Annotated in this window: 14 protein-coding genes; 9 read left to right on the top strand and 5 right to left on the bottom strand. The window is 50.6% G+C overall.

Going from position 1 to position 11,841, the window contains the following annotated elements:
- Positions 1–40: 40 nt before the first annotated feature.
- The gene (locus ACZ5R2_RS04805; RefSeq protein WP_464901240.1) at positions 41–823 is read right to left on the bottom strand and encodes a thioredoxin fold domain-containing protein; all 783 of its coding nucleotides are present in this window, start codon (positions 821–823) and stop codon (positions 41–43) included.
- A gap of 28 nt (positions 824–851) precedes the next feature.
- Positions 852–1,754: a site-specific tyrosine recombinase XerD gene (xerD, locus tag ACZ5R2_RS04800; protein ID WP_464902309.1), complete on the bottom strand. Its 903-nt coding sequence runs from the start codon at positions 1,752–1,754 to the stop codon at positions 852–854.
- A gap of 243 nt (positions 1,755–1,997) precedes the next feature.
- Between xerD and fldB the strand changes: the two genes are divergently transcribed.
- On the top strand, positions 1,998–2,516 hold the full coding sequence (gene fldB, locus ACZ5R2_RS04795) for a flavodoxin FldB (protein WP_464901239.1): 519 nt from the start codon (positions 1,998–2,000) through the stop codon (positions 2,514–2,516).
- A 32-nt stretch (positions 2,517–2,548) separates the two neighbouring features.
- Here fldB and ampD read toward each other — a convergent pair whose 3' ends face one another.
- On the bottom strand, positions 2,549–3,109 hold the full coding sequence (gene ampD, locus ACZ5R2_RS04790) for a 1,6-anhydro-N-acetylmuramyl-L-alanine amidase AmpD (protein WP_464901238.1): 561 nt from the start codon (positions 3,107–3,109) through the stop codon (positions 2,549–2,551).
- Positions 3,110–3,246: 137 nt separating this feature from the next.
- Here ampD and nadC point away from each other — a divergent pair, with 137 nt between their 5' ends.
- The 8 genes from nadC (at position 3,247) to yacG (ending at position 10,456) form a co-directional block, all read left to right on the top strand.
- Complete coding sequence (gene nadC / locus ACZ5R2_RS04785; RefSeq protein WP_464901237.1) at positions 3,247–4,134, top strand: carboxylating nicotinate-nucleotide diphosphorylase; 888 nt, start codon at positions 3,247–3,249, stop codon at positions 4,132–4,134.
- Between the two features lie 369 nt (positions 4,135–4,503).
- Entirely contained in the window at positions 4,504–4,959 is a 456-nt protein-coding gene (locus tag ACZ5R2_RS04780) for a pilin (RefSeq protein WP_464901236.1), read from the top strand.
- 3 nt (positions 4,960–4,962) lie between these two features.
- A complete protein-coding gene (gene pilB / locus ACZ5R2_RS04775; protein WP_464901235.1) occupies positions 4,963–6,648 on the top strand; it encodes a type IV-A pilus assembly ATPase PilB in 1,686 nt (561 codons plus the stop codon).
- 27 nt (positions 6,649–6,675) lie between these two features.
- Positions 6,676–7,884, top strand: a complete 1,209-nt coding sequence (locus tag ACZ5R2_RS04770; RefSeq protein WP_464901234.1) for a type II secretion system F family protein — start codon at positions 6,676–6,678, stop codon at positions 7,882–7,884.
- 79 nt (positions 7,885–7,963) lie between these two features.
- The gene (locus ACZ5R2_RS04765; RefSeq protein WP_464901233.1) at positions 7,964–8,830 is read left to right on the top strand and encodes a prepilin peptidase; all 867 of its coding nucleotides are present in this window, start codon (positions 7,964–7,966) and stop codon (positions 8,828–8,830) included.
- 4 nt (positions 8,831–8,834) lie between these two features.
- A complete protein-coding gene (gene coaE / locus ACZ5R2_RS04760; RefSeq protein ID WP_464901232.1) occupies positions 8,835–9,455 on the top strand; it encodes a dephospho-CoA kinase in 621 nt (206 codons plus the stop codon).
- Between the two features lie 26 nt (positions 9,456–9,481).
- Positions 9,482–10,222: a cell division protein ZapD gene (gene zapD, locus ACZ5R2_RS04755; protein ID WP_464901231.1), complete on the top strand. Its 741-nt coding sequence runs from the start codon at positions 9,482–9,484 to the stop codon at positions 10,220–10,222.
- A gap of 36 nt (positions 10,223–10,258) precedes the next feature.
- Positions 10,259–10,456, top strand: a complete 198-nt coding sequence (gene yacG / locus ACZ5R2_RS04750; RefSeq protein ID WP_464901230.1) for a DNA gyrase inhibitor YacG — start codon at positions 10,259–10,261, stop codon at positions 10,454–10,456.
- 221 nt (positions 10,457–10,677) lie between these two features.
- Here yacG and rplS read toward each other — a convergent pair whose 3' ends face one another.
- Together rplS and trmD are read right to left on the bottom strand one after the other, a co-directional pair.
- Positions 10,678–11,031: a 50S ribosomal protein L19 gene (gene rplS / locus ACZ5R2_RS04745; protein WP_164649137.1), complete on the bottom strand. Its 354-nt coding sequence runs from the start codon at positions 11,029–11,031 to the stop codon at positions 10,678–10,680.
- Between the two features lie 53 nt (positions 11,032–11,084).
- Positions 11,085–11,828, bottom strand: a complete 744-nt coding sequence (gene trmD, locus ACZ5R2_RS04740; protein ID WP_464901229.1) for a tRNA (guanosine(37)-N1)-methyltransferase TrmD — start codon at positions 11,826–11,828, stop codon at positions 11,085–11,087.
- Positions 11,829–11,841 lie beyond the last annotated feature (13 nt).

Raw genomic sequence — 11,841 nt, 5'->3', positions numbered from 1 at the left:
TTATCGTTTTGGTTCAGAGTCAGTTTTCGTTCAAGCTTGACTATTGTTCAAGTTGTTGCAAAAGCGCTTCGGCAGGAACATAACCACCAATTAGCTCACCTTTAGTGGTAAACATCGCCGGTGTGCCGCTGATACCCAGCTGACGACCAAGGGCAAAGTTGTCTTGCACCGTCTCTAGGCACTGGTCAAAGTTGGCTGTCTTGGCTGGGAACTTGCGAGTCAGTTTACCATCACGCATTGCCGCTTGCTGATCCTCAGCACACCAAATCTGCGCCATTTGCTCAGCAACCTGGCCGGTTGGTCCCTGACGAGGGTATGCTAGGTAGCGCACGGTGATACCGCGGTCGTTGTAGTCGCTCATCTGTTCATGCAGTTTCACGCAGTAGCCACAGGTAATATCGGTAAATACCGTCATCACATGCTTCTCATTGTCCGCCTTAAATTCAATCATGCTATCGGTGTATTGCTCGATCAACTTAGCATTGAGTGGCTGTTGACGCTTGGCGATCACATCCTCAACGTTACCTTGTGCATCATAGCCATACAGGGTGCCCGCGATGAAAAACTCCCCATCAAGCGAGCTAAACAGCACACCGCTGCTCGTTTGGACTTCAACCATACCATCGATATCCGATGGAACCACATCCACGACTTGCAGGCGCAGTTGAGTAAACTTGTCGATCAGAGCTTGACGGTCAAAATCAGCGGCAGCAACGGCTGCTGGTTGAGTCGCTGACACAGTCTCATTGACGGGTTCTTCAGCATTACAGGCCGCTACTAAAAGCGCGGCAGATAAAAAAGATAAAGGGCGTGATAAACGCATAGTTACATTCCTAATTATTGAATCAAAATTACGCTCGAGGGTGATGCTCATGATGGATTTGCTTGAGCCTTTCTGTTGCCACGTGCGTGTATATTTGTGTGGTGGATAAGTCGCTATGACCCAGTAGCATCTGCACCACTCTCAAGTCTGCACCATAGTTAAGCAGGTGAGTTGCAAACGCATGGCGTAGCACGTGCGGCGACAACTTATCCGTGTCAATCTGCGCGCGAACGGCATAGTGTTTAATCCGATGCCAAAACGTTTGACGCGTCATCTGTTTTGCTCGGCGACTGGGAAACACTACATCCGAGGTCTGCTCGCCTAACAACTCAGACCGGCCTTGGGCGATAAAAGTTTCAATCCAATCAACGGCATTTTCGCCCATCGGCACTAAGCGCTCTTTACCGCCCTTACCCACGACCCGTACCACGCCCTGGCGCAGACTGATGTTCTCCATGGTCAAACTGACCAACTCCGTCACGCGCAGGCCTGTCGCATAAAGCAGCTCGAGCATCGCCTTGTCCCTTAACTCTAGCGCATCATTGGGATCGGGGGCCTCGAGAAGGGCGTCGACCTGCTCTTCAGACAAATCTTTGGGTAAGCGCGACGGCAGCTTAGGACTGACGAGCAGCGCGGAAGGGTCGTCACTGCGCATCTTCTCACGATGTAGATACTGAAACAGTCTTCTTATCGCCGAGATCATTCTGGCTCGGGACGATTGCTTGTAATCTTTATCCGTCAGCCAACCTTGGTACTCCTGCAATCCCGCCAAACTGATGAAGTTTAACCGAAAGTTACGCTCATTCATCCACTGTAAGAGCTTGATTAAGTCGGTGCGATAAGAGGTGAGCGTATTCTCTGACAGGCCACGCTCCATCCACATTGCATCGAGGAATCGCTCCACAGTCGCAAAGTCCTCTTCCTGCATCATAGCGCTATCTTGTTCAGTCACATTGTTCTCCGAAATGCTTAGTTGTGGCACCACGTACGGCTTTGCTTAGTCAGGCTAAATCTTCCAATCAGCGTCTTGGCTGCACGCCAAGTCAATCCGCTTGGTAACAGGCCTCAGATTAACTTGGGTATCGTTTAGCGACAGGTTAAGCGAGAGTCGGTTTGAATGCTATAAAAATGTATGCTTAGATGCTGTCAAATCATAACAACGTGAAAGTAATAAATGAAAATAGGTTTGTTTTACGGCTCAACCACTTGCTACACCGAAATGGCAGCAGAGAAGATGCGAGCTATCCTAGGTGAAGACCTGGTTGAACTGCACAATGTAAAGGACACGCCGCTGTCACAGATGCTGGACTATGACCTGCTGATCTTAGGTATTTCCACGTGGGATTTCGGTGAAATCCAGGAGGATTGGAGTGCGATATGGGAGCAAATAGGCAACATCTCACTGGCGAGTAAAACCGTTGCACTGTTTGGTCTTGGCGATCAGGAGGGCTATGGCGAGTGGTTTCTCGATGCCATGGGCTTACTTCACGACCAGGTTAAGCTCGGTGGTGCTCAGGTCATTGGTTATTGGCCTGTTGAGGGTTATCAATTTGATGCCTCGAAGGCACTGACTGAAGATGGCAGCCAGTTTGTCGGCCTCGCGCTTGATGAAGATTCACAATATGAACTCAGTGATGAGCGCATCGCCGCCTGGATGGAACAGATCCTGATTGAATATCAAGATAGCCTCTAACCTGCACCCAGCAGCGAGTCACTGCTCAGCGATTATTTGCTCACGGACTGTTTGCCTAACATAGCGCGAAACCCTCGCCAGTCGAAAACCAACCCTGGGTCGGTTTTGCGCATCGGTGCAATGTATTGATGACCGGTGATCCGCGTCGGCTCAATCTTAGGGAAGCGTCTCATCAAGGCTTGAGTTAGCGTAGCCAGCGCTTGGTATTGTGCCTGGGTATAAGCAATATAGTCACTCCCCTCGAGCTCAATACCAATCGAATAATCATTGCACTTCTCTCGCCCGGCAAAGCAAGACTGACCGGCATGCCAGGCTCGCTGAAGGAAAGAGACAAACTGCACCACCTCACCATCGCGGCGGATCAAACAGTGTGCAGATACGCGCATTGCCGCTATCTGCGCGAAGAAAGGGTGCTCGGTGGCAACAAGCCTGCCGGTAAAAAACTGCTCAATATAGGGGCCGCCAAATTGGCTTGGGGGCAAACTGATGTTATGCATCACTAACAGCGAGATATCTTGCTCATCGCTGCGCAGGTCACAGTGATTTGAGGGGACATGGCGTGCCCCTTGATACCAGCCTTGCTTATCGATCATCTTGCTCCCCAATCTCAGTCTTTCTCTTCTGCTTGCTCAGTTTACCGCGCGCAAGAAAATTTCGGTATTTATCTGCTGAATTTTTTGCCTGCTCGGCGTATCATTCAGCGCATAGTCTCACACGATAAAGATTTGCAATGAAAAACACACACAACAGCCAAGAGCGCCTTGAATACCTAAAGCAACAACTTCCACAAGAGATCACCCGAGCGGTCGCCGATACCCTGCGTGAAGATTTAGGCGGCGCGCTGGATGTGAATGTGGATATCACTGCAAACCTGATCCCGGCTGATACGGTGAGTGTCGCCACCATCATTACCCGCGAGCACGGTATTTTCTGTGGACAGGCTTGGGCTGATGAGGTGTTTAAGCAGCTTGGTGGAGAGGTCTCTATCGATTGGCACGTGCAAGATGGCGATAAGGTGATTCCAGACCAAACCCTATGCACCCTAACCGGACCTGCACGCATCCTGCTTACCGGCGAGCGCAATGCGATGAATTTTATTCAAACGCTGTCAGGCTGCGCGACAACGACCGCAGAATACACCGCTCAACTAGAGGGCACTGAGTGTCGTCTATTGGACACGCGTAAAACCATCCCTGGCCTGCGCAGCGCACTGAAATACGCGGTAGCATGCGGAGGTGGTTACAACCACCGCATTGGTGTATTTGATGCTTACCTGATCAAAGAAAACCACATCATTGCCTGCGGTGGTATTCGCCAAGCGATTGAGACAGCCAAAGCACTAGCCCCAAGCAAGCCGGTGGAAGTAGAAACCGAGAGCCTTGATGAGTTACGTGAGGCCATCGATGCAGGCGCTGATATCATCATGCTGGATAACTTTACCACCGACATGATGCGCGAAGCCGTTGCGATCAATGCTGGGCGTGCAGCACTAGAAAACTCAGGCAATGTCACGCTAGAAACCATCCGCGAATTTGCTGAAACGGGTGTGGACTACATTTCGGTTGGTGCACTGACCAAACACCTGAAAGCGATGGACCTTTCCATGCGCTTTAAATAAAGGTTCGAGAAATAAAGGTTCGAGGGGCGGGGTACACTTCGTTCCGAGGTGCGAGGAGTCACCCGCGCGCGTTAGACATCTCGCTTCTCGCCTCCCAACTCTCGACCATCTCTTTTGGATGCGAGGGCGGGTTACACTTCGACTTCGTTCCGAGGTTCGAGGCGTTAACCGCGCGCATCAAACTTTCTCGCTTCTCGCCTCTCGATTCTCGCCTCTTAGAATGTGAAGTTGCTCGCGGCATCTCACCCTAGCGCTCAATTCTTACCATCATTTGCCTAATCTGACTCGCGTGGTCTATCTGTTCTGTCGGGCGATTGTCTAACCCCTTATCTAATCTCGCTGCTCCGCTTCCAATTACTCGGAGTCACTATGCAGCAAGAGCAAACGCAACAGCAACGAAGAGATTTAGCAGCCCCGTCGCGGATTCGCGGTTTCACTTTGATTGAGCTGATGATCGTGGTGGCGATTATTGGTACCCTTTCGGCGATTGCGCTGCCGATGTACAAAGGTTATGTGACCAAAAGCGAGGCTTCTGCGGCCCTGGCTACACTCAATGCGACTGTCACGCCAGCCGAGCTCTATATCCTGCAAAATGGGGATTTCGATGCCGATGATCAGGCAACGGTATTCAACGAAATTGGCATCTCCTCTGCCTCAAGCACCTTGGGGACGGTGAGTATCCCTGAAACCAATACCCTGCAGTTTAGTTTTACCTCTGGCTCTATGGCTGATGAGGGGATACTGAAGTTAAAGCGCACCGACGGCCAAGGTTGGCAATGCACCGCAACCAATATTCCCGAAGAAGCCATTCCGAGTAACTGTTAAGCTATGGCCAGTAATCTCTGCGCTATTTTGCGCCAAGCAGAGCTGCTGACTCGCGAGCAAGAACAAAGCTTGTCAGCCTTTGCCTCTCATCATCAGGTGAGCATGCTTGAGGCCTTGATGGCGCTTGATGTGTTTAGTGCTCAGCAGCTGTGCAGTCACCTAAAGCAATTATTTCACCTTGAGGTGGTTGAGCTACAACAAGTTCCTATCGCTGAGTTGTGCAGCTCACTTGGCCTTAAAGAGTTGGTGATGCGTTATCAGTGTCTCCCAGTTAGCCATAACCACACCAAACTGGTTTTGGCAGCGGCTGACCCCTGTTGTGGGGAGGCGGAGAGTGAGTTTGGTTTCGCGACAGGCCTTAAGGTCGAGTGGGTGTTGGCTAATTACGCTGAGATTAAGACCATGACCCGCCACTTATTTGGTCAAGTGCTCGAGTCTCCATCGGCGAGCTCATCCCAGATCAATCACAAAGCCTTAACTGAAATGGTGGAGTTAACCAAACAAGAGCAAGACGCCAGCGATGATACCCAGCTCGATAGCTCGCCGATCAGTCAATACATCAATCAAGTGTTACTCGATGCCGTGGCTAAACAGGCTTCCGATATTCACTTTGAGCCCTATGAGAACACCTATCGAATCCGGCTGCGCTGCGACGGTATCTTGACCGAAGTCCAGCAGCCATCAGTGCAACTTAGCCAACGCCTGTCAGCGCGCCTCAAGGCCATGGCGCAGCTGAATATTGCTGAGCGACGCTTGCCGCAAGATGGCCGACTCAAATTACGTCTAAGCGAGAGCTTATCGATTGATCTGCGGATCTCCAGCTTACCGACGCTCTGGGGCGAGAAGATCGTCTTGCGTCTGCTCGATAATCGCACCACCAGCCTAGATATCAACAAACTCGGTTACACCCAAGACCAAAAGCAGCGCTACCTCGCAGCCTTAGCAAAACCGCAAGGCCTGATCCTCATGACCGGCCCAACCGGCAGTGGTAAGAGCGTGTCTATGTATACTGGGCTTAAGCACCTCAATACCTCGATGGTCAATATCTCAACGGCGGAGGACCCTGTTGAAATACGCCTTGAGGGGATCAATCAAGTCCAGGTGCGCCCCAAAATAGGCTTTGATTTTGCCGAGGCTCTACGCGCGTTTTTGCGGCAAGACCCAGACATCATTATGGTGGGTGAGATCCGCGATCTTGAGACGGCCGAGATCGCTATCAAAGCGGCGCACACCGGCCACCTAGTGCTGTCAACCCTACACACTAACTCCGCAGCAGAGACACTCACTCGTCTTAGCAATATGGGGGTTAATGCAGCCAATCTCGCCTCTTCATTGAGTCTGCTCATTGCCCAGCGACTGGCTCGTCGCCTGTGCCAGCACTGCAAACTGCCCCAATCAACCAACCCAAACCTTAAAGCGGTTGGTATCACGGAGGTTGAAGGGATCTATCAAGCTAATCATCAAGGTTGCAGTGAGTGCATCCATGGCTACCGTGGCCGCGTGGGTATCTACGAGGTGATGAGTTTCTCTGCCTCTCTCGCCGAGGCTCTGCTTAAGGGGGCAAGCAGTATCGAACTGGAATCTATCGCGATCTCCGAGGGAATGATGCCACTTAAGCAAGCCGGCATCGATAAACTGCGTCAAGGGCTCACCAGCTTTGAAGAGCTGCAACGGGTTCTCTTTCTCTAACCCTTCTTTATCAAAGGTAGGATACTCATGCGCCTGAGTCGTTATCGTTGGCAAGGCATTGATGCGATGGGTAAACCACGCTCAGGTCATCGGGTAACCTCAAGCGCGAGCGACGTGATTGATTGGCTTAAAAGTCAGCAAATTGTGACCACCAAGTTGAGCAAGCGACGCGCGCCTTTTTGGGTACAGTATTCACATCGTGCAACCGCATCCGATATTACCCAACTAACCCGGCAACTTGCGGTGATGTTGCAGACAGGCGTACCGATTGTTACCGCGCTAAAACTGATTGCCGCCAGCTATCGCAAGCGAGAAGTCAGTCTGATTATCGGCCAAATCGCCGCAGCTATAGAGTCCGGCACCCCACTCTCTAGCGCGATGCGTTCCAGCAGTGGGCTGTTTGATAACTTGTATATCGACTTGATTGCCAGTGGTGAATATTCAGGATCACTCGAGGAGGTGATGCTGAATCTGGCAGACTATCGAGAAAGGAGTCAGCAATTAAAAACACAGGTCACTAAGGCGATGATCTATCCTGGAATGATCATCCTCACCGCATTCGGCGTGACCTATCTTATGCTCGCCTTAGTTATCCCCCAATTTGAGTCGATGTTACGTGGTTTTGGTGGTCAACTACCTTGGTTTACCCAATCGGTGATCCAGCTATCACAGTGGACTCAGCAGTACGCACTCATGCTATTGCTCACCCTTGGTGGAGCAAGTTGGGGGGTAAGGCACTGGATCAGGCGCAGCCAACGTGCGCAGATTATCGCCTGGCAGGGGGTACTTAAGATACCTGTCTTGGGCTCGATTTTACTCAAGGCAGCAATGGCCAGATTCAGTCGCACTTTGGCCACCACCATTAAGGCAGGGGTTCCGATTGTCAGCGCGATACAAAACAGTGCGGCAACCTCGGGTAATGCCTATCACCATCAGGCAATCACACAGATCTATCTGGACATCATTGGTGGCATCGCTCTGCACACGGCAATGCGCACCAGTGGCGCGATACCAGAGCAAATGGTGCAGATGGTGATGGTGGGAGAGCAATCAGGGCAACTTGAGGAGATGCTTAATCGCTGCGCATCGTTATATCAGGCCGAGGTTGAGGAGCGCGTCGATAGTCTTAGCAAGGTAATAGAGCCCTTGATCATTTTAGGTTTGGGAGGGCTGATTGGCGGATTAATATTGGCAATGTATTTACCCATATTTAACCTTATGAATGTGCTAGGATAGTGACGGCTCTAGAGTGAGCTGTTGGTAGGGCAAGTGACGGTTTGACTTGCGGAATCCCCTTTTTATTTTGAGCGCATTTATGGACGTGTTTATCTATCATCCGTGGTTGTTCGTGGTTTTTGCCACTGTGTTTGGCTTAATAATCGGCAGCTTTCTCAATGTGGTCATCTATCGTCTGCCGAAAATGATGGAGCTCGACTGGCGCCGAGAGTGCGCTGACTATTTTCCTGAATATAAGATCACGCCACCCACTGAGGAGCTCACACTCAGCAAGCCCCACTCAACGTGTCCCGAGTGTCAAACCCGCATTCGGGTAGTGGATAATATCCCCGTGATTAGCTGGCTACTGCTACGCGGGCGATGCCACCACTGCCAGAAGAGCATCAGTGTGCGTTACCCACTGATAGAGCTGCTATCGGCATTGAGCGCGTACTTGGTTGCCCAGCACATGGGCTTTAGCTACTACACCCTGGCCGCTCTCGCTCTGACCTTCGCCTTGATTGCGCTGACCTTTATCGATTTTGATACGATGCTGCTGCCTGACCAATTGACCCTGCCCCTAATGTGGGGTGGAATTTCACTGGCCCTTCTCGCTATCAGTCCGGTCAGTTTAACCGATAGCATCATAGGTGCCATGGCGGGCTATCTATCACTATGGAGCCTCTATTGGGCTTTTAAGCTGCTGACAGGCAAAGAAGGAATGGGCTATGGCGACTTCAAGCTTCTTGCCGCATTGGGTGCCTGGCTCGGCTGGCAAGCCCTACCGATGATCATTTTATTCTCCTCTATGGTTGGGGTTGTGTTTGGCGTGCTCCAGCTGCGCCTGAGTAAACAAGGGATCGAAAAAGCCTTCCCCTTTGGTCCCTATCTGGCTATTGCCGGTTGGATCACTATGCTGTGGGGCGATGACATTCTCTCTCTGTACTGGTCGTTTCTTATAAGGTAACTGTATGCCATTTGTTGTTGGGCTCACTGGCGGTATCGCCAGTGGTAAAACCACCGTTGCTGATCTCTTTCATCAGCACTTTAATATCGATATCATTGACGCCGACATTATTGCGCGCCAAGTTGTTGAGCCAAATACCCAAGGGCTGGCGGCGATTGTCGCTCGCTTTGGGGATAAGATCCTACACGCAGATGGCACACTTGATCGACGCCAGTTGCGCGAGATTGTATTTTCCTCGGTAGATCAAAAGGCCTGGCTCGACCAGACCCTGCACCCATTGATCCGTCAAGAAATGGCGCATCAGATCACCCAGGCAAAGTCGGATTATGTCCTCTTGGTGATTCCATTGATGGTGGAAGGAGGGCTGCAATTAATGGCGGATTGTGTGCTGGTGGTTGATGTGGACGAAGAGACTCAATTGCAAAGAACCATGGCTCGCGATAGCGTCTCGCGCGAACAAGCGCTTAACATTGTCAACTCTCAAGCAAATCGACAAGAAAGACTGGCTATTGCCGACGAGATCATTAAAAATAATAGCAATCCCAACAGTTTATTACCGCAAGTCGAGAAGCTGCATACTCGGTTTGTCGAACTTACTACAATCAGCCAGCAAGGGAAGTTGTAACGCACGGTTGAAACGAAGGCGAATGAATGAGTACATCAAAGTTTGAACACCCACTGAATGAAAAAACCCGCATCTACCTGCGAGTGGAATCCTTGCTCAATACTTTGAACTCTTCGTCGTGTTTAGAAATTCGTGATCAGCATCTTTTGTTCTTTCGCTCACTGTTTGATTTGCTCGAGATCTTTGACCAAATCCAGCTAAAAAGTGAGTTGGCGAAAGATATCGAGAAACAGCGTCAGGCCTACAAAAGCTGGCTTAATATCGAGGGCGTCAATCAAGAGATCCTGCGCACCATCCTCACTGATATCGATATTGTTCACTCAAGTCTACTCTCGGCAGAGCGCTTCGGTCACTCACTCAAAGAGGATCGCTTCTTAAGCACCATTCGACAACGCTTCAATCTGCCGGGTGGCGCTTGCTGCTTTGACCTGCCGGCACTGCACCATTGGCTGCACCTTGATAATGACAACAAGCAAGGCGATGTTCAGCGCTGGCTGATGAGCTTAGAGCCATTAAAAGACGCCCTACACTTGTGGCTAAAGCTCACCCGCGAGACGGGGCACTTTCGCGAGCAACTGGCGAGCAATGGCTTTTTCCAGAGTGATGCCGAGGAAGCCAATATCCTGCGCCTGAATATCCCAATCCACTATGGCGCCTACCCGATGATCTCTGGTCACAAAAACCGCTTCGCGATCAAGTTCCTCGACTTTCGTACCGGCAAAGCCATCAACCAAAACATTACCTTTGAGCTGGCCGTTTGTAGCTAAGCTTATAAAGAGTTCACCACCACCACAGAGTTAGTTATGACCAAGAAAACCACCATCGTCCCTTGCCCACAGTGCGGTAAGGATGTCGCATGGGGCGAGCAAAGCCCTCACCGCCCATTTTGCAGCAAACAGTGCCAAATGATCGACTTTGGCGAATGGGCGGACGAAGAAAACAGCATTCCTGGCGCACCAGATATGTCGGATGCGGATGGGTGGTCGGAAGACCAATATTAGAGGCGAGAGGCGAGAGGCGAGAGGCGAGAGGCGAGAGGCGAGAGGCGAGAGGCGAGAAAATGTCTCAACCCTAGCCACTGCTGTCAAGTATGACTCCATCTCGAGCGCAGCGTACTCGCAGTGAAACGATCTCGACTCTCGACTCTTAGAATCGCAAATCGATTCTAAAAAAAAACGGAGACCCGAAGGTCTCCGTTTCTATGAGAACGCTATTAATAGCATTACTTCTTAGCAAGTTTCTCTTTAATACGAGCTGACTTACCAGAACGCTCACGTAGGTAGTACAGTTTGGCACGACGTACTGCACCGCGGCGTTTAACTTCAATGCTATCAACCATTGGAGAGTGAGTTTGGAACGTACGCTCAACACCTTCACCGTTCGAGATCTTACGAACTGTGAATGCTGAGTGAAGGCCACGGTTACGGATTGCGATTACAACGCCTTCGAACGCCTGTAGACGCTCACGGTCACCTTCTTTTACTTTAACTTGAACTACTACAGTGTCACCAGGTGCGAATGTAGGTAGGTCTTGTTTCATTTGCTCTTGCTCAAGAGCTTTGATGATGTTACTCATTTTTTAAATTCCTAGAATAAACTGATACTAATTTAAATAGGTTGCTGGTTGCTTTAACGAGCTCGATGTTCTTTCACGAACTCAACCAACAATTGTTCCTGTTCGTCAGTCAGAGCTAGGTTTTCCAGGAGCTCTGGTCTTCTTAGCCAAGTACGGCCCAGCGATTGCTTTAATCGCCAGCGACGAATATCCTTGTGATTGCCAGACTTGAGTACCGCTGGTACTTCTTGTCCATCCAATACTTCAGGACGCGTGTAATGGGGACAATCCAACAAGCCATTTGCAAAAGAGTCCTCTTCTGCTGACGCGAAATCTCCCAGTACGTCAGGTATAAACCTGGACACGGAATCAATCAACGTCATGGCGGGGATTTCACCACCCGTCATCACAAAATCCCCGATTGACCATTCTTCGTCAACCTCAGATTGAATGATGCGCTCATCTACCCCTTCATAGCGGCCACAAATCAGAAGCAAGTTCTCATTGGTTGCTAGCTCTTCTACACCCTGTTGGTCGAGTTTACGACCTTGAGGTGACAGGTAGATTACTTTCGTCTTACCCGGTGCGGCCTGTTTGGCGGCGTGAATGGCATCGCGCAAAGGCTGTACCATCATCAGCATACCCGGCCCACCACCGTAAGGTCTGTCATCGACAGTGCGATGCTTATCGTGAGTGAAATCGCGAGGATTCCATGTCTCAATCGATAAGAGACCTTTTTTAACCGCTTGACCTGTTACTCCATAGTCAGTAACACTGCGGAACATTTCAGGAAACAGGCTAATTACGCCAACCCACATGCTCATGCGCCTT

The sequence above is a fragment of the Vibrio sabulosilitoris genome (assembly GCF_055391395.1).
Note: the sequence above shows the minus strand (reverse complement) of the source record. Positions and strands in the feature narration are given on the sequence as shown.